The sequence below is a fragment of the Agrococcus pavilionensis RW1 genome (assembly GCF_000400485.1).
In the GTDB taxonomy this organism is placed as follows: domain Bacteria; phylum Actinomycetota; class Actinomycetes; order Actinomycetales; family Microbacteriaceae; genus Agrococcus; species Agrococcus pavilionensis.
The window spans coordinates 1-23,482 of sequence record NZ_ASHR01000016.1; the positions used below are offsets into that span (position 1 = coordinate 1).

The following is a 23,482-nucleotide window of genomic DNA, read 5'->3' on the forward strand; positions in this document are numbered from 1 at the left end:
ATGTAGAGGTAGAACGCGTTCGAGACGCCGTGTCGGCCGGGGCCGCGCTCGATGTGGTCCGACATCCGCAGCGCGCCGAGCTTGTCGCAGATCTGGATGATGTTGTGCTTCTCGTGGGTCGAGAACGCGATGTGGTGCATGCGCGGGCCGTTCCCGCCCGTGAGCGCGGTGTCGTGCACGGTGCCCTTGCGGTGCATCCACGCGGCGTAGGTGACGCCCTGGTCGTCCTGGATGTCCTCCGTGACGCGGAAGCCGAGGTCCTCGAGGTACTTGCGACCGCGCGGCACGTCGGGCGTGACCTGGTTGAAGTGGTCGAGGCGCACGAGCTCGCCCGCCGAGTAGAGGTCGTAGCGCTGGTGCAGCCGCTCGGCGTGCTCGGTCGCGTAGAAGAACTCGTAGGGGAAGCCCAGCGGGTCCTCGACGCGCACGCTGTCGCCGAAGCCCTTCTGGAAGCCGTCCGCGCGACGCTCCGTGCGGCATCCGAGCTCGCGGTAGTAGGCCTCGGCGCGGTCGACGTCCTCGGGCGTGCGCACGCGGTACGCGAACGCGGCGACCGCGGCGACGGGGCCCTTGCGGAGGACGAGGTTGTGGTGGATGAACTCCTCGAACGACCGCAGGTAGATCGCCTCGTCGTCCTCCTCGGTCACGTGCAGGCCGAGGATGTCGACGTAGAACTCGCGGCTCTTGGCCAGGTCGGTGACCACGAGGTCCATCGCGGCGCAGCGGATGATGTCGGGCGCGGGGACGGAGGGCTTGGGGATCTCGTTCATGGTGCTGCTCCTTGGCAGGGGTCAGGCGGATGCGCCGAAGCGGGTGGTGTGGACGTCGCCGAGCGTGATGTGCACGGCCTGCTGGTCGCTGTAGAAGTCGAGCGAGCGGTAGCCGCCCTCGTGGCCGAGGCCCGAGGCCTTGACGCCGCCGAAGGGGCTGCGGAGGTCGCGCACGTTGTGGCTGTTGAGCCACACCATGCCGGCCTCGACGTCCTGCGCGAACAGGTGCGCGCGCTTGAGGTCGTTCGTCCAGATGTAGGCGGCGAGCCCGTACTTCGTGTTGTTGGCGAGCGCGAGCGCCTCCTCGTCGGAGTCGAACGGCGTGATGCACACGACCGGCCCGAAGATCTCCTCCTGGAAGATGCGTGCCTCGGGGGCGACGTCGACGAACACGGTCGGGGCGACGAAGTTGCCCTCGGGGAACGCCTCGGGGCGGCCGCCGCCGGCGACGAGGCGGCCCTCCTCCTTGCCGATCTCGACGTACGACATGACCTTGTCGAAGTGCTCGGGGTGCACGAGCGCGCCGACCTCGGTCTTCGGGTCGCCGGGGTCGCCCACGACGATGCTCTTCGCTCGCGCCGCGTAGCGCTCGACGAACTCGTCGTAGACGCTGCGCTCGACGAGGATGCGGCTGCCGGCCGTGCAGCGCTCGCCGTTGAGCGAGAAGACGCCGAAGAGCGTCGAGTCGATCGCGGCATCGAGGTCGGCGTCGGCGAAGACGACGGCGGGGCTCTTGCCGCCGAGCTCCATCGAGAGCGCCTTGAGGTGCGGCGCCGAGTTGCCGAAGATGAGCTGTCCCGTGCGGCTCTCGCCCGTGAACGAGATGAGCGGCACGTCGGGGTGCTTCACGAGCGCGTCGCCCGCGGTCTCGCCGAAGCCGTTGACGAGGTTGAAGACGCCGCGCGGCAGCTCGGCCTCCTCGAAGATGCCCGCCCACAGCGACGCCGAGAGCGGCGTGAACTCGGCGGGCTTCAGCACGACGGTGCAGCCGGAGGCGAGCGCGGGTCCGAGCTTCCACGACTCGAGCATGAAGGGGGTGTTCCACGGCGTGATGAGGCCCGCGACGCCCTTGGGCTTGCGGTTGACGTAGTTCACCTGCGTGCCGGGCACCTTGTAGGTGTCGTCGCGGCCGGCGACGATGAGGTCGGCGAAGAAGCGGAAGTTCTCGGCGGCGCGCTGCGCCTGGCCCTTGGCCTGCGTGATCGGCAGGCCCGAGTCCCACGACTCGAACTGCGCGAGCTCCTGGTCGCGCGACTCGACGATGTCGGCGATGCGGGAGAGGATGCGCGCGCGCTCGCGGTTCTTCATGCGCGGCCACGGGCCCTCGTGGAAGGCGCGGCTCGCGGCGGCGACGGCGAGGTCGATGTCGGCCTGCTTGCCGGAGGCGGCGACGGTGTAGTCCTCGTTCGTGACCGGGTTGAGCACGCCGAACGTGTCGCCGTCGACCGACGCGACGCGCTCGCCGTCGATGTAGTGAGGGATGAGGTCGGGGATGCCTGCGGGCTGGTCGGCCATGGTGGCTCCTTGTCTGTTCGGGTCGTCGTCGCCGGTGTCGGCGGTTCAGGGCTGTCGGCAGCTCAGGGCTGCGTGGGGCTCAGGGCTTGGGCTGCGCGCGGTGCAGGTAGGCATCGGGCGTCGCGAGCCGGTGCGCGCGCACGGCGAGCTCGATGCGGCGCGGGTCGGCGCCCTCCTCGATGAGCGCGAGGATCCCGTCGTGCTCGTCGACCGATGGCACGGCGCGGCTCGGCACGAACGAGAAGGTCGATTGGCGCAGCCGCGCGAGGCGCTTCCAGCACGTGTCGATGACGTCGCCGAGCACGCCGTTGGGGCAGACGTCGGTGAGCTGCCGGTGGAACGCCTCGTTGAGGGCGGTGAACCGCACGGGGTCGAAGTCGGCGAGCGACTGCCGCATCTCGTCGTTGATCGCGCGCGCGGCGGCGACGTCCGACGCCGAGTAGAGGCCGGCGGCGAGCGAGATCGCGGCGCCCTCGACGTACGAGAGCGTCTCCATCGTGTCGTGGTACTCGAGCTCGTCGATCTCGGCGACGCGCGCGCCGATGTTGCGCTCGAACGTGACGAGGCCCTCGGCCTCGAGCCGGCGGATCGCCTCCCGCACCGGCACGACGCTCATGTCGAGCTCGCGGCCGATCGCGTCGAGCACGAGCCGGAAGCCGGGGGAGTAGGTGCCGTCGACGATGCGGTCGTGCAGCAGCCGGTAGGCGCGCTGCGACTTCGAGGGTGCGATCGTGCCGCCCGACTCGGCGACGGCGGCCGTGCGCTGCCGCCGGCCGCTCACGACCCCTCCGTCGCGGCGGTCTCGGCCTCGTACTTCGCGCGCCACTCGGCGTTCATCGGGAACAGCCCGTCGACGGGGTGGCCCGCCTCGACCTGCGCGGCGATCCACTCCTCCTCGGCCTCCTGCTGCAGGCTCTCCTCGACGAGCTCGCGCGCGAGCGCCGGCGGGATGACGAGCACGCCGTCGTTGTCGCCGACGATGATGTCGCCGGGCTGCACGGTCGCGCCGCCGCACGCGATCGTCTCGTCGAACGACCACGGCACGTGCAGCCGGCCGAGCACGGCGGGGTGGCCGCCGCCGTGGTAGGTCGGCACGCCGATCTCGGTCACGACGTCGAGGTCGCGCACGCCGCCGTCGGTGACGAGGCCCGCGGCGCCGAGGTGGCGGGCGCGGAGCGCGAGGATGTCTCCGAGCGTGCCCGAGCGGTTGTCGCCGCGCGCCTCGATCACGACGACCTCGCCGGGCTGCAGCGAGTCGAACAGCCGCTTCTGCGCGTTGTAGCCGCCGCCGTGGCTCTTGAAGAGGTCCTCGCGATTGGGCACGTAGCGCAGCGTGCGCGCGGTGCCGACCATGCGCTTGCCGGGCTGCGTCGAGCGCAGGCCGTCGATCGAGACGTTGTTGAGGCCGCGCTTCCGCAGTCCCGACGAGAGCGTCGCGAGCGCGACGCGCGAGAGCTTGTCGCGCAGCTCGTCGTCGAGCACGGGCGCGGCCTGCGGCTCGAACTCGGCGATCGGGCGGCCGGATGCGTCGGCCCACTGGTCGGGCGTCGGCTTCGGCTGGGCGGAGTAGGCGGGCAGCCGCTGCTCGCCGACCCGCACGGTCGACGCGAGCCGCCCGGTCGAGAGGCGCTCGCCGTCGAGCGCGGTCGCCGTCACCTCGACCTCGACCGACTGGCCGGGGGAGAGGGTGGATGCGTTCGCGGGCGTGCCCGTGAGGATCACGTCGCCGGGCTCGAGCGTGATGAGCTGCGAGAGGTCGCTCACGATCTGCGGGAGCGAGAAGAGGAGCGTCGAGGTCGAGTCCTCCTGCACGAGCTCGCCGTCGAGCCACGTCCGCACCTCGATCGCGTGCGGGTCGAGCCGCGTCGCGTCGAGCAGCGCCGGGCCGATCGGCGTCATGCCGTCGCCGCCCTTCGAGCGGATGTTGGCGCCCTTGTCGACCCAGCGGAGGTCGAAGACGCCGAGGTCGTTCGACGCGGTGACCGACGCGACGTGCGCCCACGCATCCGCCTCGTCCACCGCTCGCGCGTGCGAGCCGATGACGATCGCGATCTCGCCCTCGAAGCCGAAGATCTCGGTGCCCGCCGGCATGACGACCTCGCCGCCGGTCGAGAGCGAGGTCGCGGGCTTGAGGAAGAAGCCCGGCGCCTCGGGCGTGCGGCCCTTCTGCGCGGCGCGGCCGCGGTAGCCGATGTGCATCGCGAAGACCTTGCCGGGGCGGGAGCCGAGCAGGCCCCAAGCCGCTTCGGCGGAGGCGAGGGAGTCGGTTGGGAGCTGCGACGATGCATGCATGTCGGCATCGTATACGATTCCGAATCTGGTGTGCAAGGCCGTCGTGCGCTGGCCGATCGGGGCAGCCTCAGGGTCCGCCCAAGGCGCTTGTCGTCGTGCACGAAATCGTATATCTTCCACTCAGTCCCGGCACCGAGCCCTCGGCGCCCTTCCCCTGACAAAGGAGTCAGCGTGTCTCACAGCACGACGCCTCACACCTCCGCGCGAGAGCGCAACAAGGTCCTCGCCGCCGTCGTCGTCGGCACCACGATCGAGTGGTACGACTTCTTCATCTACGCCTTCATGGCGAACCTGGTCTTCGCGCAGCTCTTCTTCGAGCCGGCCGGACCGGGCGTCGGCCAGATCATCTCGCTCGTGACGATCGGCATCTCGTTCCTGTTCCGCCCGCTCGGCGCGTTCCTCGCCGGCCACTTCGGCGACCGGATCGGCCGTCGCCCGATGCTCGTCCTCACGCTCCTCCTGATGGGCGTCGCGACCACGCTCGTCGGCGCGCTGCCCACCTACGAGCAGGTCGGCATCCTCGCGCCGATCATGCTCATGGTGCTGCGCATCCTGCAGGGCCTCTCGGCCGGCGGCGAGTGGGGCGGCGCCGTGCTCATGGCCATCGAGCACGCGCCGGCGAACCGCCGCGGGCTCTACGGCTCGTTCGTGCAGGCCGGCGTGCCGATCGGCATGCTGCTCGCGACCGGCATCCTCGCGGCCATCCGTGCCATGTTCCCGGGCGACGCGTTCCTCGAGGTCGGCTGGCGCATCCCGTTCTTCATCTCGATCATCCTCGTGCTCGTGGGCTACCTCGTGCGCCGCTCGGTCGACGAGTCGCCGGTGTTCCAGGAGATCAAGGAGACGGCGCAGGAGCAGTCGGCGCCCATCGTGCAGGTCTTCAAGAAGTACGGCCTCGTCGTGCTCTTCGCCGCGCTCGTCTTCATGGCGAACAACGCCACGGGCTACATGACGACCGGCGGCTACGTGCAGGGCCTCGCGTCCCGACCCGTCGACGCGCCGGTGCCGGGCCTCGGCTTCGACCCCGTCGGCGTGCAGCTGGCGACCTTCGCGGGCTCGCTCTCGTGGCTCGTGTTCACGTTCGTCGCCGGCTGGGCCTCCGACCGCATCGGCCGCAAGCCGCTCTACCTCATCGGCTGGACGGCCCTCGCCGCGGGCATCGTGCCGCTGTTCCTGCTCGTCGAGACGGGCGTCGCGGGCGTCGCGTGGGCGACGATCCTGCTCGGCGTGGGCCTGGGCCTCACCTACGGCGCGCAGGCGGCGTGGTACGCGGAGTCGTTCCCCGCCTCGGTGCGCTTCTCGGGCGTCTCGATCGCCTACGCGATCGGCGCGGTGATCGGCGGTGCGTTCGCGCCGACGATCGCGCAGGCGCTGCTGCAGGCGACCGGCTCGACGTGGGCGATCGTCGGCTACCTGCTCGCGACCGTGGTGCTCTCGCTGATCGGCACGCTGCTGCTGAAGGACCGCACGGGCATCCCGCTCTCGATCGAGTTCGAGAAGTCGGGCAAGTGGGACGGCTGGAAGAAGGGCGACGAGTTCGTCGCGCTCTCCGAGGTCGACCGCGAGGCAGCCGTCGAGCGCTGACCCTCGAAGACCGGAACGGCCCCGCCACTGTGGCGGGGCCGTTCCGCGTCTGCGTCGGATCAGGGCTCGACGCGCGGGTCGTCGAGCGGAGTACCCGCCTCGTAGGGCCCGAAGAAGAGGTCGGCGCCGTCCTGCGTGAGCGCGGTGCCCGAGGCGCGCTCGCCGTCGAACGCCGCGATGGTCGCGAAGGCGAGGCGCTCGCCCGGCTCGTGCGGGTCGGCGATCTCGAGCAGCCAGCCCTCGGGCGAGCGTACGATCGCGGGATCGGCGATGACGAGGCGCAGCATGCCGCTGTGCGCGGTGAGCGTCACGGAGCCGAGGAACGCGCCCTCGCCGGCCGCGGGGAAGCGGAAGCGGTCGCCCTCGGCCGTCGCCCCGCCGCCGGCCTCGACCGTGCCCGCCCCGCGGCCGCGCACGTAGTCGAGCAGCGACGCCTTGATGCCCCAGTCGAGCGCGGTCACGGGCGGCCGGGCCAGGGGAGTGAGCGCGCGAACTCGATGAGCGCGCGCGTGCGAGCGGTCGGCTCGGGCGACGCGGGCCAGATCACGTCGATGCCGACCGGCGGCACGCGCGGCGCGATCTCGAGCATGGCGACAGGGTAGCCCTCGTAGCTCGCGGGGTTCGCGGGCCGCTGCACGAGGATGCCGTAGCCCAGGCCGCGGCCGACGAGCGCGCGCACGGCCTCGGAGCTCTGCACCCGGTGGCGCACGCGCGGCGTGACGCCCGCCGCCGCGAAGAGCGAGAGGGTGTGCTCGCTCGAGGGCGGCGCGTCGAGCAGGATGAGGTCGCGCTCGGCGAGCTCGGCGAGGCGCACCGAGCCGCGCGCGGCGAGCGGGTCGTCGCCCGCGACGACGACGTGCGCGGGCAGGGCGAAGAGCTTGGCCCGGCGCGGCTCGCCCGGCACGAGCGTGTCGTAGACGAAGGCGACGTCGATGCGGCCCGACTCGAGCCGGCCCTCGAGCCGGTCGTGCGTCGCCTCGACGATGTCGAGCTCGACCCGCGGATGCGCGCGGCCGAACCCGGCGAGGAGGGGAGGGAGGATCGTCGGCGCGAGGGTCGGGTAGCAGCCGATCGTGACCGGCCCGACGAGCTCGCCGGGGGCTCCCCGCAGCGAGGTCTCGAGCTCGCGCGACGACGCGAGCAGGTCGCGGGCGCGAGCGACGACATCCGCACCCGTGCTCGTGAGCGTCAGGCCGCGCGCTCGCCGGCGCACCGTCAGCTGCGAGCCGAGCTCGCGCTCGAGCTCGCTGATCGCCTCCGAGATCGCCGACGCCGACACGTGCAATCGCGCGGCGGCAGCGGCGATCGTGCCTTCGTCGGCGGCGCATACGAGGTAGGAGAGCTGCCGCAGGGTGAAGCCAGGGGCGTCGAGGGCATCCATTCTTCGGCTCCTCCGAGGTAGAACGTGCGATGCATCCGCTTTCGCCAACGTAGCGGGTGGCGGATGATCGAGGCAGGACCGATCACGAGGATGTGCTCCATGCCCGAAGCTCCCGTCGCCGACTGGGTGACGATCCCAGACCTCCACCGCGACCCGTTCCCGATCTACGAGCGCCTGCGCGCCGAGGGCGGCGTGCACTGGGTGCCCGCCGTCGGGCGCTACCTCGTCACCTCCTACGAGGCGGTGCACGAGACCGAGCTCGACCAGGAGGTGTTCTCGGCGAACGAGCGCGGCTCGCTGCAGATCCGCGCGATGGGCCACTCGATGCTGCGCCGCGACGACCCCGAGCACTACCTCGAGCGCAAGGCGTGGCAGCCCGCGCTGCGGCCCGGCGTCGTGCAGCGCGTCTGGCGCTCGACGTTCGAGCGGAACGCCGAGCGCTACCTCGACGAGCTCGTCGAGAAGGGGCCGGGCGCCGACCTCATCTGGGACTTCGCCGCCCCCTACGCCGCCGAGAGCCTGCGCGAGATCATCGGCCTCCACAGCGCTCGGCAGGAGGACCTGCAGCGCTGGTCGCAGACGCTCATCGACGCGACCGGCAACTACGCCGATGACCCCGAGGTGTGGGCAAAGGGGCTGCGCTCGTTCGACGAGGTCGACGCGGCGCTCGACGAGGTGCTGCCGTGGCACGCGGCCAACCCGAACGAGTCGCTGCTGTCGCAGCTCCTGCGCATCCCCGACTACGAGATGCCGATCGAGCGCATCCGCGCCAACGTGAAGATGACGATCGGGGGCGGCCTCAACGAGCCGCGCGACGCGCTCGGGGTCGCCGCGTGGGCGCTCCTGACGCATCCTGAGCAGCGGCGCGCCGTCGAGGCCGACCCGTCGCTCTGGAACGCGGCGTTCGACGAGACGCTCCGCTGGGTCGCGCCGATCGGCCTCTACTCGCGGCAGGTCACGCGCGACACCGAGCTCGCGGGCGTGCGGCTGCCGGCCGGCGCGCGCTTGGGCATCTGCATCCTCTCCGCCAACCGCGACGAGCGCGTGTGGGAGGACGCCGCGCGCTTCGACGTGCGCCGCGAGGTCAAGCCGCACCTCGCCTTCGGGAAGGGCGTGCACGTGTGCCTCGGCGCGTGGGTCGCGCGCTCGGAGGTCGCCGATGTCGCGCTGCCCATGCTCTTCGAGCGGCTGCGCGGGCTCGACGTCGTGCCCGACGCGCCCCCGACGATCGCCGGCTGGGTCTTCCGCGGCATGACGAGCCTCCCCGTGCGGTGGCGCTCGGTCGCCGAGCCCGCGACGGTCGTCGCCGCGCCGGCAGCCGCCGAGCAGGCCGCGCCGCGCATCGCGATCGTCGGCGCCGGGCCCGCAGGCTGCTTCACCGCTCAGGCGCTCCGCCGCCGCTTCCCGGCGGCGGAGCTCGAGGTGCTCGACGGGCTGCCGGTGCCGTACGGGCTCGTGCGCTCCGGCGTCGCCGCCGACCACCCCGGCACGAAGTCGGTCGCGCGGCAGTTCGACCGGCTCTTCCAGCACGAGCGCGTGCGGTTCCGCGGCAACGTGCGCGTCGGCGTCGACGTGCCGCTCGACGCGCTCCGAGGCGCCTACGACGCCGTCGTGCTCGCGACCGGCATGCGCGCCGATCGGCCGCTCGACGTGCCGGGCGACGCGCTCGAGGGCGTCCACGGCGCCGGCCGCATCACGCGGCTGCTCAACGCGCACGCCGACGAGGGCGAGGCGCCGTCACTCGGCGAGCGCGTCGTGGTCGTCGGCCACGGCAACGTCGCGATGGACGTCGTGCGCCTGCTCGCGCGCGACGCCGAGGGACTCGGCGGCACCGACGTCGACGACGAGGCGCACGAGCGGCTCGCCGGTGCCGTGCGCACGATCCACGTCGTCGGCCGCAGCGCCCCGAGCGCCGCGCGCTTCGACCCGGTCATGGTGCGCGAGCTCGCGGGCCTGCCGGGCGTTGCGCATCGCGTGCACGGCGCCGGGCTCGAGGGCATCGAGCCGGGCAAGGACGCGCGGGCGGATGCGGTGCGGGGTCTGGTCGCGGAGCCCTCCTCCCAGCCGCGCGTCGAGGTGCACTGGTGGTTCGGGCTCTCGCCCGCGCGCATCGAGGGCGACGGCCGGGTCGAGCGGGCCGTCTTCCGCGGTGCCGACGGCGAGGTCGAGCTCGGGGCCGACGCGATCGTGACGGCCGTCGGCTTCGCCGCCGACGACGAGTGCCTCGTCGAACCGGGCGCGCACGCGAGCGGCCGGGTCGAGCCGGGCCTCTACACCGCCGGCTGGCTGCGGCGCGGGCCGCGCGGCACGATCCCCGACCAGCGCACCGACGCGCGAGAGCTCGCGCGCCTCATCGCCGACGACCTCGAGGCCGGCGCCATCGGGGCGGGCCGCGACGGGCTGCCGCCGGTCGAGGGGGAGACCGACTTCGAGGGCTGGCGGCGCATCGACGTGCGCGAGCAGCTCGGCGCGGCGCCCGGGCGCTCGCGGTCGAAGCTGCGCTCGCGCGCCGCGCTGCTCGAGGCTGCGCGCGACGCGACGATCCCGCTGCCGGAGGTCGAGCGCCTCGAGACCGCGACCGAGGGGGCGGGGCTGCCGGTGACGGTGCTGTTCGGCACCGAGTCGGGCGGCGCCGAGCTCGTCGCCGACGAGCTGCGGCGCGGCCTCGCGGGCCGGGCGGCGGTCGAGGTCGTCGACATCGCCGACGCCGCGCCGGGCGACCTCGATGCGAGCCGCCTCCACCTGCTCGTCTGCTCGACGTACGGCGACGGCGAGGTGCCGACGAGCGCCCGGCCGTTCCTCCGCGCGCTCGTCGAGGAGCGCCCCGATCTCCGCGGCGTGCGCTTCGCGGCCTTCGGGATGGGCGACCGCAGCTACGCGAAGACGTACTCGCGCGGCAGCGAGCTCGTCGCCGAGGCGCTCGCGGCGTGCGGCGCCGAGCGCGTCGGCGAGTACGGGCGGCACGATGCCGGCGGGCCCGTGCCCGCGACCGAGGCTGCGCTCGAGTGGGCCGAGGGGGTGCTCGCCGAGGCGGCCGCGCCGGTCGCCTGACGCGCCGGCCGAGCCGTCGTCAGTCCTCCTGCGGCGGCAGCGGCACCTTCGGCAGCTTCTTGACCCGCGCCCGGCGCTTCGGCCGCGCCGGGATCATCGAGCGCATCTCCTCGAGCCGGCCGAAGCACAGCAGCCGGTCCTCGGCGTGCAGCACCTCGGTGCCCTTCGGGTTCGGGATGACGGTCGTGCCGCGGTGCAGCGTCAGCACCGTGATGTCGCGCTCGCGGAGCCCCGACGCGTCGAGCGGCTTGCCGACGAGGTCGGCGTCGCCGTGCACCACGAGCTCGGCGACGCCGAAGCCCGTCGAGACGGCGAGCCGCTCGCGCACGTCGATCTGCGGGAACGCGACCTGGTTGTCGATGTAGTCGATGATCGCGCCCGCGACGTCGAGCCGCGTCGCGCGCTCGATGCCCTCGAGCCCGGGGGAGGAGTTGACCTCCATCACCTGCGGGCCGTCGTTGCCCTCGAGCATGTCGACGCCCGCGACCTTGAGGCCCATGATCTGCGCGGCGCGCACCGCGACGCGCTCGAAGTCGGGGTCGAGCGTCACCGGCTCGACGCTGCCGCCGCGGTGCACGTTCGAGCGGAACTCGTCGCCCTGGGCGCTGCGCCGCATCGCGGCGACGACGCGGTCGCCGACGACGAGCGCGCGGATGTCGCGGCCCTTGCTCTCGGCGACGAAGCGCTGGATGAGCACTTGCTGCTTGGTGCTCTGCAGCGTCTCGATGATCGCCTCGGCGACCTTGATCGTGGGCGCGAGGATGACGCCGATGCCCTGCGTGCCCTCGAGGAGCTTCAGCACGACCGGTGCGCCGCCGACGCGCTCGATCGCGGGGATCACGTCGGCGCGGTCGCGCACGAACGTCGTGGGAGGCATCCCGATGTCGTGCCTCGCGAGGATCTGCGTCGCCCGCAGCTTGTCGCGCGAGTTGGCGATGCCGTTCGCGGTGTTGGGTGTGTAGACGTCCATCTGCTCGAACTGCCGCACCACCGCGGTGCCGAAGTAGGTGATCGAGTTGCCGATGCGCGGCAGGATCGCGTCGTAGTCGGTGAGCTGCCGGCCGCGGAACTGCAGGTCGGGCGCCTCGCCCGAGAGGTCGATCGCGAAGCGCAGGGTGTTGAGCACCTTGACGTCGTGGCCGCGCTCGGCGGCCGCGGCGCGGAGCCTGCGGGTGCTGTAGGCGCGCGGAGCGCGCGAGAGGATGGCGAGCCTCATGCGAGGTCGACCTGCCTTCCTGCTTGGATGGGGGCCTATGGGCGATGACCATCCTCGCAGGCCTGCGATCGCCGGTTGGCGCGAATGGGTCGGCCTGCCGCACCTCGGCGTGCCGCACGTGAAGGCCAAGCTCGACACCGGCGCGCGCACGAGCGCCCTGCACGCGTTCGACATCGTCGAGTCGACGCGCGACGGCGCCGACTGGGTGCGCTTCTCGGTGCACCCGTGGCAGCGCTCGGCTGCCGATGCCGTCGTCGTCGAGGTGCCCGTGCACGACCGCCGGCTCGTCCGCTCCTCGACGGGTCACGAGCAGGAGCGCATCGTCATCCGCACGGCGCTCGCGCTGCTCGGGCGCGAGGTGCTCACCGAGGTGACGCTCGCGCGCCGCGACGAGATGGGCTTCCGGCTGCTCGTCGGGCGCGAGGCGCTCCGCCAGGGGTTCGCGGTCGACTCGGCGCGCTCGTACCTCGGCGGCCGTCCCGCGCGCACCGTGCGGCTCAAGAACCGGGGCCGCGCCGGTGCGTGAGTCGTTCGCGATCGGCGGCGTGCGCGTGCGCGCCGGCCAGGCGAAGGGCGTCGAGCTGCCGATCGCCCGGCTCGTGACGGGCGGCGACGTCTCGCTCCCCGTGCGCGTGCTGCACGGCCGCGAGGAGGGGCCGGTCGTCTGGATCGACGCCGCCATCCACGGCGACGAGGTCGTGGGCGTCGAGGTCATCCGGCAGGTGCTCGCGCAGGTGTCGCCCGAGCGGCTCCGCGGCACCCTCATCGCCGTGCCGGTCGTCAACGTGCTCGGGTTCCTGAACGGCGACCGCTACCTGCCCGATCGCCGCGACCTCAACCGCTCGTTCCCCGGCTCGGCGCGCGGCTCGCTCGCGAGCCGCATCGCCCACCTGCTCATGACCGAGGTCGTCGCGCGCTGCGACGTCGGCATCGACCTCCACACGGGCTCCGACCGGCGCGACAACCTGCCGCAGATCCGCGCCGACCTCGACGACCCCGAGACGCGCCGGCTCGCTGCCGCGTTCGGTGCTCCCGTCATGCTGCACGCGAAGCTGCGCGACGGCTCGCTCCGCCAGGCCGCGCGCGAGGCGGGCGCGATCGCGCTGCTCTACGAGGCGGGCGAGGCGCTGCGGCTCGAGCAGGAGCCGATCGAGGTGGGCGTCGCGGGCGTGCTGCGCGTGCTCGCCGCGCTCGGGATGCTCGACGACGACGAGGCGGCGGATGCGTCGATCGAGTGCCGCGCGAGCGGCTGGGTGCGCGCTCGCGGCACCGGGATCCTGCACCTCGACGTCGAGCTCGGCGACCGGGTCGAGTCGGGCGCGCGGCTCGGCCGGGTGGCGGATGCGCTCGGCACGGGCGGCCGGATCGTGCGCGCCGACCGCGCCGGCATCGTCATCGGCCTCACCCGCGCGCCGATCGTGCACGCGGGCGACGCGGTCGCGCACCTCGCGGAGCCTGAAGGATCTTCAACCGGATAGTCGGGCGGGCGAGCCGAATGCTGTCGCGCCCTGTCGGCTGTCCGGTTGAGCCGGGCTCAGCTGGTGGCGCAGCGCCGGCGGTCGGCGCGAACGGCAGCGCGGCGCCGGTCGAGCGGCGCTAGGCCAGCAGTGCGGTCGTGCCCGTCACGATGAGCGCGAGGCCGCCCGCGAGCGAGAGGGCGATGATCGACCACTTGACGACGGTGCGGTTCACGAGGTGCGCGAGCCGGTTGCCGAGCAGCACGCCCGCGACGACCGGGACCACGATGAGCGCCCATCCCCACCAGGGCCACTCGGGAGCGCCCTCGGGGGCGACGACCGGGCGGATCGCGACGATCACGCCGCTCACGATCACCCAGAACGGCTGCATCGTCGCGACGAACGTGCGGTCCTGCCAGCCCGAGAGCAGCGTGTAGATGCCGAGCGCGGGCGCGCCCATGCCGACGCTCGCGTTGAGCACGCCGATCGTCGCCCCCGCGGCGACGCGCAGCGGCGGGCCGTCGAGCGCCCGCGCGCTGCTCGTGAAGGCGACCGAGACGACCACCCCGACGACCGCGATGACGCCGACGACGATGCGCAGCGCATCCGTGTCCGCACCCCTCGCGAGCAGCAGCCCCGGCACCATCATCGCGACCGCGGGGACGGCGAGCCACGCGAGCCGCCGCCAGTCGATGTCGCGCCAGACGCTCGGGAGGATCACGAGGCACGCGAGCGCGCCGTAGAGGTTGACGACGAGCACCGCCGCGAGCGGGCCCGCCACGAGCGCGACCGCCGGCGTGACGACGAGCCCCCAGCCCATCCCGATCATGCGCTGCCCCGCCGCGCCGATGAAGACGGCGACGGCCGCGACGGCGAGGGAGAGGAGGTCCACGGCCGTCAGCGTAGGTGCTCAGGGGGATGCGCGACGGTGCAGGCGCGCCGAGTGCGCGATCGGCTGCGGCTCGGCGGTGATGAGGTCGCGGAAGCCCGGGCACCGGGCGAAGTCGCTGTGGGTGCACGACTGGAGGTGGCGGATGACGGCGAGCGCGGCCTCGAGCTCCGCCTGCTGGCGCTCGAGCCGGGTGACGTGGTCGGCGAGCAGCGCGTGCCGCTCGGCGGCGCTCTCGGTCGCGAGCACGGAGCGGATGGTGGCGAGCGACATGCCCGCGTCCTGTGCGCGCAGGATCGTGCCGATGCGCGTGCGCGCGCTCTCGTCGTAGCGGCGCTTGCCGCCCACGCGCGTCGTGGGCTCGAGCACGCCCTCGGCCTCCCAGTGGCGCAGCACGTGCGGGGCGAGGGAGAACTCGGCGGCGAGCTCGCCGATCGACAGCAGACTTGACCTCATGTCGACATGAAGTCACATGCTGGTGCGCATGGCAACGCTCGACCTCGTCCAGGACCCTTCGCGAGCCGGCTCCGAGCCGCTCGACTGCATCGTCGTCGGCGGCGGCCCCGCGGGGCTGCAGGCCGCGCTCACGCTCGCGCGGGTGCACCGCTCCGTCGCGCTCGTCGACGCCGGTCCGGGTCGCAACGCATCCGCCGCACACATGCACAACGTCGTCTCGCGCGACGGGACGCCGCCCGCGGAGTTCCGCGCCGTCGCGCGCGAGCAGCTCGCCGGCTACGCGACCGTGCGGCTCGTCGACGGCCGGGTCGCCGCCGCCGAGGTCGGGGACGGCGCCGTTGCGGTCGAGCTCGCCAGCGGGGAGCGGCTCGAGGCGCGCTTCCTGCTGCTCGCGACGGGCGTCGCCGACGTGCCGCTGCCGCTCGGTCTCGCGCGGCACTGGGGCGGCCAGGTCGCCCACTGCCCGTTCTGCCATGGCCACGAGCTCGGTGCCCGCGTGGTCGTGCTCGGCGGCGAGCCGCAGCGCGAGCACGTCGCGCGCATCATGGCGGGCGTCGCCGAGCGCGTGACGTGGCTCACCGACGGGCTGCCCGTCGACCCGGAGGCGCGAGCGGCGCTCGCGGCCCGCGGCATCGAGGTCGACGAGCGGCGCGCGACCGGTGTCGTCGAGGACGGCGGCCGGCTGACGGCGATCGACCTCGAGGACGGCACGGCGCTGCCGTGCACCGGTGTGCTCGCGGGCGGCGACTTCCGGCAGGGCTCGGCCCTGCCCGAGGCGCTCGGCTGCGCCATGCGGCCCGACGGCACGATCGAGGTCGACATGCTCGGCCGCACGAGCGTGCCGCGCGTGCTCGCCGCGGGTGACGCGGCGCTCTCCGGCGGGCACTCCGTCATCGCGGCCGCGGCGGCCGGCCAGCTCGCGGCCGCGGGGATCGTGCGGGAGCTCATCGCGTGAGCCCCGCGACGGCGAGGCCGCGGGGTTCACGCCGTCGCGAGGAGCCCCGCGATGCCGGTGGCGATGACGGCGACGCCACCGACGATGGAGAGCACGATGACTGCCGCGCGCGCGACGCCCGCGGGCACCCGGTGGGCGATGCGGTGGGCGAGCAGCGTGCCGAGCGCAGCGGCGGCCGAGGCGCCGACCCACGCCCACCAGGGCCATTGCGGGAAGCCCTCGGGCACGAGCACCGCCCGCTCGCCGAGCGTCACGAGGTTGAGCACGACCCAGAAGGGCTGCATCGTCGCGGCGAGCACGATCGGATCCCAGCGGCTCACGAGCGCGTAGATGCCGACGAGCGGCGCGCCGACGCCCACCGCGGCGTTGAAGCCGCCGATCGCGAGGCCGGAGCCGATGCGCGTGCCCGGGCCGTCGAGCGTGTGGCGCGAGCGCGTGAAGACGACCGAGATCAGCACGCCCGCGATCGCGAGGATCCCGACCGCGATGCGGAGCGCATCCGCCGACACGACGCGCGCCAGGAGGAGCCCCGCGACGCTCGCGGGCACCGCGGGCAGCAGCAGCCATGTCAGCCGTCGCCAGTCGACCTCGCGCCACACGCCCGGCAGCATGAGCGAGCACGCGACGACGGCGAAGATGCAGTTGAGCGGCACCGCCGCGATCGGGCCGGCGACGATCGTCGACACCGGGCCCATCACGAGCCCGAAGCCGAGCCCGACGACGCGCTGGGCGACCGTCGCGACGAAGATCGCCGCCGCGTAGAGCAGCAGCGTGAGCGGATCGATCACGACGGCGCGCCCGGGCGGCGCGCGATCATCAGTGCTCGCCGATGCGGAGCGAGTCGCCGTTCTCGAGCCGGTGATGCGTGCCGCCGTGCTCGGCGGCCGCCGCCTCGATGCGCGCGTGCGCCATGCCGAGGCCCATGGGCGAGAGGGGCGCGTCGTGCACCGCGAAGGTCGCGCGCGGCGCGACCGCGGCCACGAAGTCCATCACGTCGCCGATCTTGAGCCACGGAGCGCCGGCGGGCGCGGCGAGCACCTCGACCTTGACGTCGGGCGTCGCGTAGGAGTCGCCCGGGTAGTAGAAGCGCTCGTTCACGAGCACGCCGAGGTTGTCGACGAGCGGGATCGAGCGGTGGATCTCGGCGTGCGTGCCGCCGAAGAAGCGGAGCCGGAAGGGGCCGGCGGTCACGCGCTCGCCCGCCTCCACGACCGTGACGTCGAACTCCTCCGCGGCGGCCGCGACGCCCGCCGGCGCGTAGATGGGCGTGCCGGGATTGGCCGCGAGCAGCTCGCGCAGCCGGCCGGCGTCCCAGTGGTCGGCGTGCTCGTGCGTGATGACGATCGCGACGAGGTCGGGGGCCGAGACGGGGCCGGTCTGGTTGCCCGGGTCGATGACGAGCTGGCGTCCGTCCTCATCGAGGATCATGCAGGCGTGCTCTCGCTTGGTCACTCGCATGGCATCCACGATAGGCGGTGCGGCGGGCCGGTGCAGGTGCACCGGTCGCGCCTGCGGCTCGCCTAGGCTCGCTCCCGTGCGCATCGTCGTGGCGTCGAAGCCGACCAGCGCCGGCCGCGCGGGCGCTGTCGGCGAGCGCGTCGCTGCGCGCCTCGCCGCGCTCGGGCACGACGTGCGGCACATCGCGGCCGCCGACTACCGCGGCCAGCTCGAGCAGTCGCGCTTCGCGATGACGACGGCGGATGCGCTCGTCGTCGTGGGCGGGGACGGCATGGTGCACCTCGGCGTCAACATCGTCGGCGGCACCTCGAAGCGGCTCGTGATCGTGCCGGCAGGCAGCGGCAACGACTTCGCGGCCTCGCTCGGGATCCGCATCGGGGAGCAGGCGATGGATGGGCTCGAAGCGGCGCTCGCGGCCTCGCCCGAGCGCTTCGACCTCGTGCGCATCGAGCACCCCGACGGGGTCGAGCTCGCGGCGGGCGTCGTCTCGGTCGGCTTCGACGCCGACGTCACGGTGCGCTCGAACCGGTTCACGCGCGTGCCGCGCGCGTTGCGCTACCGCGCCGCGATCGCCGCGACGCTCCTGCGGCCGCGGCACCGCACGTTCCGGATGCGCTTCGACGGCGGCGAGGAGCGGTCGTGGCGCACGCTCATCGCGGCGATCGCCAACAACGGCACGTTCGGCGGCGGGGTGCCGATCGCGCCGAGCGCGTCGCTGCACGACGGCCGGCTCACGGCGGTGCTCGCCGACGAGGTGTCGTACCCGCGGTTCCTGCTCACGCTCGCGAAGGTGCTGCGCGGTCGCCACGAGGCCGATCGCCGCCTGCACGTCCGCGACTGCGAGTCGGTCGAGATCGCGAGCGACGACCCGGTGACGGTGTGCGCAGACGGGGAGATGGTGGGGAGGCTGCCGGTGCGCTGCACCGCGATGCCGGGCGCGCTGCAGGTGCTCCGAGCTCCGTGACGGGCCGCCGCCGGCGCCGATTTGGCGCACGCCCGATTCGTGTGGCACACTATCCAGGTTGCTTTCGCGAGCGAGAGCAGCACGGCCCCATCGTATAGCGGCCTAGTACGCCGCCCTCTCACGGCGGTAACGCGGGTTCGAATCCCGCTGGGGTCACACCAGGAGCGCCCCGGTCTCACGACCGGGGCGCTTCGCCGTTCCCGGCCCGACCTCGCAGCCCGCTCACCCCGCGAGCCGGACGGGCGCCGGTCGTCCCTGCGCCATCACGAGCTCGATGACCGACATCGTGCGCGGCCGCTCGTGCATGACATCGGCGTAGCCGAAGCGCAGCCAGCGGCCGCCGGCTGCCGTGATCGCGGTGCCCCGTCTCCGGTCCTTCGCCGCCTGCTTCTCGTTGTCGTGCCACTCGTCGCCGTCGGTCTCCACCCACAGCCAGCCATCGATCAGCAGGTCACCGCGACCGCCGCCCGGTGCGGGCATCTGCGTCTCGACGCGCCATCCGCGGTCGCGGCACGGCACGCGCAGCAGCGACTCGAGCCCCGACTCCGCGCTCGCGTCGAGCTCGCGCCGCCATGGCCGGCACCGGAGCGGCAGCATCCCGAAGAGCCGGTCGAGCCCATCCTCACCGAGGAGCCCCTTGTGCAGCGCGCTGTCGATCGAGGCGATCGCGTCGTCCCGCTCCACCCGCCGGGCATGCTGCGCGAGCGCATCGACGAGGCTCACGCGCCACAGCTTGTCGTCGACCGTGAAGTCGCTCCAGATGCGTTCGCCTTCGAGCACGTTCGGCGGACTGGAGTGCGGGCGGGTGGCGATCTGCACCACGCGCAGCTCCGTCACCCAGACGCCGTAGGAGCGCAGAGCGCTGGCTCCGCCGAGGACCCCGCCGCTCCGAAGCGCTGCTCCGATCGCCGGATTCGCGTCAGGCGTGACGACCCACCACCTGCCGATGGCGACGAGCCGTCCGCTCGCGACCTCAGCTCGGATCGACCGGTACGGATGGCCGAGGGCGTGCAGCGCGGCGCGCGTCGTCGCGCCCTGCGCCGCGAGGACGTCGGCCATGATGCTGCGCATCGACGAAGCGTGCCTGCTCCGACGCCACGGCATGCCGACGCGGCGTCGCGCTGTGGAGAGCGGCGGACGCCGCGGTCGATCCGATGCGACAGTGCATCACGCAGGGAGTCGATGTCACGGAGGGAGTCGACGATCGACTCCCTCCGTGACGGATCTCGAATCGCGACTCCCTGCGTGACGCCTCGCCCGCCTCAGCCCAGGTAGCCGAGCGCCCGCACCTGCTCGCGCTCCTGCTCGAGCTCGGCGACCGAGGCGCGCAGCTGCTCCGCGACCTCCGGCTCGAGCTCGAGGTCGTCGACGATCGACCACTCGCCCTCGGCGGTCGTCACCGGGAACGACGAGACGAGCCCCTCGGGCACGTCGTACTCGCCGCGCGAGATGACCGACATCGACGTCCAGTCATCGGGCGCCGTGCCGAGCATCCACGACCGCACGTGGTCGATCGTCGCCGACGCGGCCGACGCGGCCGACGAGGCGCCGCGCGCCGCGATGACCGCCGCGCCGCGGTTCGCGACCGTCGGCGCGAACTCGTCGCGCACCCACTCGCGCTCGACGAGGTCGGTCGCGAGCGACTCGCCCACGATCGCGTGCGTGAGGTCGGGCACTTGCGTCGTCGAGTGGTTGCCCCACACGATCATGCGCCGGATGCCGGCGACCGGCTCGCCCGTCCGCGCAGCGAGCTGCGCGATCGCGCGGTTGTGGTCGAGCCGCGTGAGCGCCGAGAAGCGCTCGCGCGGGATGTCGGGCGCGGCGGCGGCCGCGATGAGCGCGTTCGTGTTCGCCGGGTTCCCCGTCACGGTGATGCGGATGTCCTGGCTCGCGTGCTCCTGGATCGCGCGTCCCTGCGCGCTGAAGATCGCGCCGTTCGCGGCGAGCAGGTCGGAGCGCTCCATGCCCGGCCCGCGCGGCCGCGCGCCCACGAGCAGCGCGTGGCCGGCGCCCTCGAAGGCGACCGACGCATCCGCCGTCGTGTCGACCGAGTGCAGCAGCGGGAAGGCCGAGTCGTGCAGCTCCATGACGACGCCCTCGAGCGCCGGCAGCGCATCCGGGATCTCGAGGATCCGCAGCCGCACGGGCTGGTCTGGCCCGAGCATGTCGCCCGCGGCGATGCGGAACAGCAGCTGGTAGCCGATCTGGCCTGCGCCGCCCGTGACGGCGACGGTGATGGGAGCGCGCATGCGCCCATCGTGCCGTGCGCTCCCTGGACGTCGCTAGAGCCAGCCCCGCCGCCGGAACGCGAGGTAGAGGCCGCCCGCGAGCAGCACCATGAGCAGCAGCGCGAAGGGGTAGCCGAGACCCCAGTGCAGCTCGGGCAGCGTGCGGAAGTTCATGCCGTAGATGCCGGCGATGAGGGTCGGGGCGAAGAGGATCGCGGCCCACGACGTGACCTTCTTCGTCTGCTCGTTCTGCTCGACCTGCAGCGCCGTGAGCGCGCGCATCTCGTCGTTCTGCCGCTCGGCGACGCGAGCGGACGCGAGCTGCAGCAGCGAGGTGAGCAGCCGTTGCGCGGCCTCGAGCCTGGCAGCCGTCTGCTGCGCGTGGTCGTCGACGTCGCGGAGGTGCCTGCGCAGCTCGTCGGCCTCGCGCTCGGGCTCTCGCGCGAGGCGCGCCGCGAACCGCTCGACGATGCCGCTCACCGGCTCCGCGGCGCGCTCGATCGCCACCACCCGGCGGAGCGCGCGGTACACGTCGACGGTGCCCGGATCGCCCTCCCCGAAGAAGGACTCCTCGATCTCGGCGATGCGCTCCCGCATCGCGTCGGCGAGAGCCGCGTGCTGGTCCGCCGTCTCGTCGAGCAGCGCGTAGAGCACCGTCGCCGGCGAGACCTCGAGCCCGTCGCGGCCCGACCCGAGCCGCTCGCGCACATCGGCGAGCCCCTCGCGGCGATCCCACGAGATCGTCACGACGCAGCGCGGCGCGACGATCGCGTGCACCTCGTGGGCGACGAGCCGCTCGCCGAGCTGCTCGAGCCGATGCAGCACGCAGTAGCTCACGCCGTCGTAGGGCTCGAGCTTCGGGCGCTGCCCGCGCTGCAGCACGTCCTCGATGACGAGCCGGTGCAGCTCGAGCTCCGCCGTCACGGCGAGCAGCTCGGGCTCGTCGGGGTCGACGAGGTCGACCCACGCGAAGCCTCCGCGCTCGGCGGCCGTCTCGAGCACTCGATCGAACGGCACCGCGCCGTCGACGCGCGTGCCCTCGGCCCAGACGGATGCGTCGGCGATGGCCATGCGAGCAATGTACGGCCGCGGCGTGTTCGCCGACAGAGGAGCGGCACCGGCCCCCGCGTAGACTGATCGGATGGCCGATCGCGGTCGCGCAAGTGCTGGGAGGGCAGATGGGCAAGACGCTCGCTGAGAAGGTGTGGGACGACCACGTCGTGGTGAAGGGCGAGGACGGCGCCCCCGACCTCATCTACATCGACCTCCACCTCGTGCACGAGGTGACGAGCCCGCAGGCCTTCGACGGCCTCCGCCAGGCCGGCCGCGGCCTCCGTCGCACCGACCTCACGGTCGCGACCGAGGACCACAACACGCCGACGCTCGACATCGACAAGCCCATCCAGGACCCGACGAGCCGCAAGCAGATCGAGACCCTGCGGCAGAACGCGGCCGAGTTCGGCGTGCGCATCCACTCGCTCGGCGACAAGGAGCAGGGCATCGTGCACCTCGTCGGCCCGCAGCTCGGCCTCACACTCCCGGGCGTGACCGTCGTCTGCGGCGACTCGCACACCTCGACGCACGGCGCGTTCGGCGCGATGGCCTTCGGCATCGGCACGAGCGAGGTCGAGCACGTCATGGCGACGCAGACGCTCCCGCTCAAGCCCTTCAAGACCATGGCGATCAACGTCGAGGGCGAGCTGCGCCCCGGCGTGACGGCGAAGGACATCATCCTCGCGGTCATCGCCAAGATCGGCACCGGCGGCGGCGCCGGCTACGTCTTCGAGTACCGCGGCAGCGCGATCCGCTCGCTCTCGATCGAGGGCCGCATGACGATCTGCAACATGTCGATCGAGGCCGGCGCCCGCGCGGGCATGGTCGCGCCCGACGAGACGACCTTCGCCTACGTGAAGGACAAGCCGCACGCGCCCAAGGGCGCCGACTGGGATGCGGCACTCGAGTACTGGAAGACGCTCCCGACCGACGACGACGCCGTCTTCGACGCCGAGATCTTCATCGACGCATCCGAGCTCGAGCCCTTCGTCACGTGGGGCACGAACCCCGGCCAGGGCGTCTCGCTCTCGGGCGAGGTGCCGGCGCCCGAGTCGTTCGACGACCCGACCGACCGCGCGGCCGCCGAGCGGGCGCTCGAGTACATGGACCTCAAGCCCGGGACGCGGCTCAAGGACATCGCGGTCGACACCGTCTTCATCGGCTCGTGCACGAACTCGCGCATGGAGGACCTCACGGCGGCGGCCGAGATCATCCGCGGTCGGAAGAAGGCGGATGGGGTGCGCGTGCTGGTCGTGCCGGGCTCGGCTCGAGTGCGGCTCGAGGCCGAGGCCGCGGGGCTCGACAAGGTATTCACGGACTTCGGCGCCGAGTGGCGCTTCGCCGGCTGCTCGATGTGCCTCGGCATGAATCCTGACCAGCTCGCACCGGGGGAGCGCTGCGCGTCGACCTCGAACCGCAACTTCGAGGGCCGGCAGGGCAAGGGCGGTCGCACGCACCTCGTCTCGCCGCTCGTCGCCGCGGCGACCGCGATCCGCGGCACGCTCTCGAGCCCGTGGGACCTGGAGGCCGCTGAGGCCGAGCTCGTGAAGGACGGAGTCGCCTGATGGAGAAGATCAGCACGCTGACGGGCCCGATCGTGCCGCTCGAGCGCTCGAACGTCGACACCGACCAGATCATCCCCGCCGTGTTCCTCAAGCGGGTCACGAAGACCGGCTACGACGACGCGCTCTTCCACTCGTGGCGGCAGGATCCCGCGTTCGTGCTCAACCAGGAGCCGTACCGGCACGGCGGCATCCTCGTCGTCGGCAACGACTTCGGCACCGGCTCGAGCCGCGAGCACGCCGTGTGGGCGCTCCGCGACTTCGGCATCACCGCCGTGCTCGGGCCGCGCTTCGGCGAGATCTTCCGCGGCAACGCCGGCAAGCAGGGCCTGCTCGTCGGCAAGATCACGGAGGAGGCGACGGAGGCCCTGTGGGCCGTCGCGCGCGCGAACCCGGGCGAGCCCGTGACGGTCGACCTCGAGGCTCGCACCGCGACCGCAGCCGGTGTCAGCCATCCCTTCGAGATCGATGACTACACTCGCTGGCGCCTGCTCGAGGGCCTCGACGACATCGCGCTCACCCTGCGCGACGAAGCCGCGATCTCCGCGTTCGAGGCCAAGCGTCCGTCGTGGATGCCCACGACGCAGGATCGGACGCCCCAGGCACGAACGCAAGGAGCCTCGTGAACCTCACCGAGTTCAGCAAGAGCGC

At 73.0% G+C, this 23,482-nt stretch carries 22 protein-coding genes and 1 tRNA gene; 9 read left to right on the forward strand and 14 right to left on the reverse strand.

The annotated features are described in order from the left end of the window. From hpaD to L332_RS20105, 4 genes are all read right to left on the reverse strand, one after another. Positions 1-770: 3,4-dihydroxyphenylacetate 2,3-dioxygenase (gene hpaD, locus L332_RS0114965; RefSeq protein ID WP_031223416.1), on the reverse strand; the 770-nt coding region annotated here is incomplete at its 3' end. 21 nt (positions 771-791) lie between these two features. Continuing rightward, positions 792-2,285, reverse strand: coding sequence for a 5-carboxymethyl-2-hydroxymuconate semialdehyde dehydrogenase (hpaE, locus tag L332_RS20095; protein WP_021010057.1), 1,494 nt, complete (start codon positions 2,283-2,285; stop codon positions 792-794). A 79-nt stretch (positions 2,286-2,364) separates the two neighbouring features. Further along, positions 2,365-3,066 carry a GntR family transcriptional regulator gene (locus tag L332_RS20100; RefSeq protein WP_021010058.1) on the reverse strand — a complete coding sequence of 234 codons (702 nt, stop codon included), beginning with the start codon at positions 3,064-3,066 and terminating at the stop codon, positions 2,365-2,367. Continuing rightward, positions 3,063-4,577: a fumarylacetoacetate hydrolase family protein gene (locus tag L332_RS20105; protein ID WP_021010059.1), complete on the reverse strand. Its 1,515-nt coding sequence runs from the start codon at positions 4,575-4,577 to the stop codon at positions 3,063-3,065. The genes L332_RS20100 and L332_RS20105 overlap by 4 nt, the downstream gene beginning before the upstream one ends. A gap of 171 nt (positions 4,578-4,748) precedes the next feature. On the opposite strand from L332_RS20105, the gene L332_RS20110 reads away from it, so the two are divergent. After that, the gene (locus L332_RS20110) at positions 4,749-6,161 is read left to right on the forward strand and encodes an MFS transporter (protein ID WP_021010060.1); all 1,413 of its coding nucleotides are present in this window, start codon (positions 4,749-4,751) and stop codon (positions 6,159-6,161) included. 59 nt (positions 6,162-6,220) lie between these two features. Here L332_RS20110 and L332_RS20115 read toward each other — a convergent pair whose 3' ends face one another. Continuing rightward, positions 6,221-6,622 (reverse strand): HtaA domain-containing protein, encoded by a 402-nt coding sequence (locus L332_RS20115; RefSeq protein ID WP_021010061.1) that lies wholly within the window; start codon positions 6,620-6,622, stop codon positions 6,221-6,223. Continuing rightward, entirely contained in the window at positions 6,619-7,542 is a 924-nt protein-coding gene (locus tag L332_RS20120; RefSeq protein WP_021010062.1) for a LysR family transcriptional regulator, read from the reverse strand. Before L332_RS20120 ends, L332_RS20115 begins: the two co-directional genes overlap by 4 nt. Before the next feature lie 99 nt (positions 7,543-7,641). On the opposite strand from L332_RS20120, the gene L332_RS20125 reads away from it, so the two are divergent. After that, a complete protein-coding gene (locus tag L332_RS20125; protein WP_021064939.1) occupies positions 7,642-10,593 on the forward strand; it encodes a cytochrome P450 in 2,952 nt (983 codons plus the stop codon). Between the two features lie 19 nt (positions 10,594-10,612). On the opposite strand, the gene L332_RS20130 is transcribed toward L332_RS20125, so the two are convergent. After that, entirely contained in the window at positions 10,613-11,809 is a 1,197-nt protein-coding gene (locus L332_RS20130; RefSeq protein WP_021010063.1) for a RimK family alpha-L-glutamate ligase, read from the reverse strand. A gap of 37 nt (positions 11,810-11,846) precedes the next feature. On the opposite strand from L332_RS20130, the gene L332_RS20135 reads away from it, so the two are divergent. Both L332_RS20135 and L332_RS20140 read left to right on the forward strand, forming a co-directional pair. After that, complete coding sequence (locus tag L332_RS20135; RefSeq protein WP_021010064.1) at positions 11,847-12,335, forward strand: ATP-dependent zinc protease family protein; 489 nt, start codon at positions 11,847-11,849, stop codon at positions 12,333-12,335. Then, positions 12,328-13,287 carry a succinylglutamate desuccinylase/aspartoacylase family protein gene (locus L332_RS20140; protein ID WP_021010065.1) on the forward strand — a complete coding sequence of 320 codons (960 nt, stop codon included), beginning with the start codon at positions 12,328-12,330 and terminating at the stop codon, positions 13,285-13,287. Before L332_RS20135 ends, L332_RS20140 begins: the two co-directional genes overlap by 8 nt. 118 nt (positions 13,288-13,405) lie before the next feature. Here L332_RS20140 and L332_RS20145 read toward each other — a convergent pair whose 3' ends face one another. Both L332_RS20145 and L332_RS20150 read right to left on the reverse strand, forming a co-directional pair. Further along, positions 13,406-14,158, reverse strand: coding sequence for a TSUP family transporter (locus L332_RS20145; protein ID WP_021010066.1), 753 nt, complete (start codon positions 14,156-14,158; stop codon positions 13,406-13,408). Between the two features lie 18 nt (positions 14,159-14,176). After that, complete coding sequence (locus tag L332_RS20150) at positions 14,177-14,611, reverse strand: helix-turn-helix domain-containing protein (protein ID WP_021010067.1); 435 nt, start codon at positions 14,609-14,611, stop codon at positions 14,177-14,179. A 28-nt stretch (positions 14,612-14,639) separates the two neighbouring features. Between L332_RS20150 and L332_RS20155 the strand changes: the two genes are divergently transcribed. Continuing rightward, a complete protein-coding gene (locus tag L332_RS20155; protein WP_021064940.1) occupies positions 14,640-15,566 on the forward strand; it encodes an NAD(P)/FAD-dependent oxidoreductase in 927 nt (308 codons plus the stop codon). Between the two features lie 26 nt (positions 15,567-15,592). Here L332_RS20155 and L332_RS20160 read toward each other — a convergent pair whose 3' ends face one another. Together L332_RS20160 and L332_RS20165 are read right to left on the reverse strand one after the other, a co-directional pair. Continuing rightward, on the reverse strand, positions 15,593-16,354 hold the full coding sequence (locus L332_RS20160; protein WP_021010069.1) for a sulfite exporter TauE/SafE family protein: 762 nt from the start codon (positions 16,352-16,354) through the stop codon (positions 15,593-15,595). A gap of 28 nt (positions 16,355-16,382) precedes the next feature. Further along, on the reverse strand, positions 16,383-17,024 hold the full coding sequence (locus tag L332_RS20165) for an MBL fold metallo-hydrolase (RefSeq protein ID WP_021010070.1): 642 nt from the start codon (positions 17,022-17,024) through the stop codon (positions 16,383-16,385). A 76-nt stretch (positions 17,025-17,100) separates the two neighbouring features. On the opposite strand from L332_RS20165, the gene L332_RS20170 reads away from it, so the two are divergent. Both L332_RS20170 and L332_RS20175 read left to right on the forward strand, forming a co-directional pair. Then, positions 17,101-17,988 carry a diacylglycerol/lipid kinase family protein gene (locus L332_RS20170; protein ID WP_021010071.1) on the forward strand — a complete coding sequence of 296 codons (888 nt, stop codon included), beginning with the start codon at positions 17,101-17,103 and terminating at the stop codon, positions 17,986-17,988. Between the two features lie 83 nt (positions 17,989-18,071). Beyond that, positions 18,072-18,144, forward strand: a tRNA-Glu gene (locus tag L332_RS20175). 66 nt (positions 18,145-18,210) lie between these two features. Here the strand turns inward: L332_RS20175 and L332_RS20180 are convergent. From L332_RS20180 to L332_RS20190, 3 genes are all read right to left on the reverse strand, one after another. Further along, complete coding sequence (locus L332_RS20180; RefSeq protein WP_021010072.1) at positions 18,211-19,059, reverse strand: endonuclease domain-containing protein; 849 nt, start codon at positions 19,057-19,059, stop codon at positions 18,211-18,213. 191 nt (positions 19,060-19,250) lie between these two features. Next, positions 19,251-20,237, reverse strand: coding sequence for a malate dehydrogenase (locus L332_RS20185; RefSeq protein WP_021010073.1), 987 nt, complete (start codon positions 20,235-20,237; stop codon positions 19,251-19,253). 33 nt (positions 20,238-20,270) lie between these two features. Continuing rightward, a complete protein-coding gene (locus L332_RS20190; protein WP_021010074.1) occupies positions 20,271-21,287 on the reverse strand; it encodes a magnesium and cobalt transport protein CorA in 1,017 nt (338 codons plus the stop codon). Positions 21,288-21,394: 107 nt separating this feature from the next. Here L332_RS20190 and leuC point away from each other — a divergent pair, with 107 nt between their 5' ends. Both leuC and leuD read left to right on the forward strand, forming a co-directional pair. Continuing rightward, positions 21,395-22,834: a 3-isopropylmalate dehydratase large subunit gene (gene leuC, locus L332_RS20195; protein ID WP_021010075.1), complete on the forward strand. Its 1,440-nt coding sequence runs from the start codon at positions 21,395-21,397 to the stop codon at positions 22,832-22,834. Beyond that, a complete protein-coding gene (gene leuD / locus L332_RS20200) occupies positions 22,834-23,457 on the forward strand; it encodes a 3-isopropylmalate dehydratase small subunit (RefSeq protein ID WP_021010076.1) in 624 nt (207 codons plus the stop codon). Before leuC ends, leuD begins: the two co-directional genes overlap by 1 nt. Positions 23,458-23,482: the final 25 nt, after the last annotated feature.

Excerpts from the sequence above, each read along its gene's own strand:
- hpaE (WP_021010057.1), bottom strand. The coding sequence starts at position 2,285 with ATGGCCGACCAGCCCGCAGGCATCCCCGACCTCATCCCTCACTACATC.
- L332_RS20105 (WP_021010059.1), bottom strand. The coding sequence starts at position 4,577 with ATGCATGCATCGTCGCAGCTCCCAACCGACTCCCTCGCCTCCGCCGAA.
- L332_RS20120 (WP_021010062.1), bottom strand. The coding sequence starts at position 7,542 with ATGGATGCCCTCGACGCCCCTGGCTTCACCCTGCGGCAGCTCTCCTAC.
- L332_RS20125 (WP_021064939.1), top strand. The coding sequence starts at position 7,642 with ATGCCCGAAGCTCCCGTCGCCGACTGGGTGACGATCCCAGACCTCCAC.
- L332_RS20130 (WP_021010063.1), bottom strand. The coding sequence starts at position 11,809 with ATGAGGCTCGCCATCCTCTCGCGCGCTCCGCGCGCCTACAGCACCCGC.
- L332_RS20135 (WP_021010064.1), top strand. The coding sequence starts at position 11,847 with ATGGGCGATGACCATCCTCGCAGGCCTGCGATCGCCGGTTGGCGCGAA.
- L332_RS20150 (WP_021010067.1), bottom strand. The coding sequence starts at position 14,611 with ATGAGGTCAAGTCTGCTGTCGATCGGCGAGCTCGCCGCCGAGTTCTCC.
- L332_RS20155 (WP_021064940.1), top strand. The coding sequence starts at position 14,640 with ATGGCAACGCTCGACCTCGTCCAGGACCCTTCGCGAGCCGGCTCCGAG.
- L332_RS20165 (WP_021010070.1), bottom strand. The coding sequence starts at position 17,024 with ATGCGAGTGACCAAGCGAGAGCACGCCTGCATGATCCTCGATGAGGAC.
- L332_RS20180 (WP_021010072.1), bottom strand. The coding sequence starts at position 19,059 with ATGCGCAGCATCATGGCCGACGTCCTCGCGGCGCAGGGCGCGACGACG.
- L332_RS20185 (WP_021010073.1), bottom strand. The coding sequence starts at position 20,237 with ATGCGCGCTCCCATCACCGTCGCCGTCACGGGCGGCGCAGGCCAGATC.
- L332_RS20190 (WP_021010074.1), bottom strand. The coding sequence starts at position 21,287 with ATGGCCATCGCCGACGCATCCGTCTGGGCCGAGGGCACGCGCGTCGAC.
- leuC (WP_021010075.1), top strand. The coding sequence starts at position 21,395 with ATGGGCAAGACGCTCGCTGAGAAGGTGTGGGACGACCACGTCGTGGTG.
- leuD (WP_021010076.1), top strand. The coding sequence starts at position 22,834 with ATGGAGAAGATCAGCACGCTGACGGGCCCGATCGTGCCGCTCGAGCGC.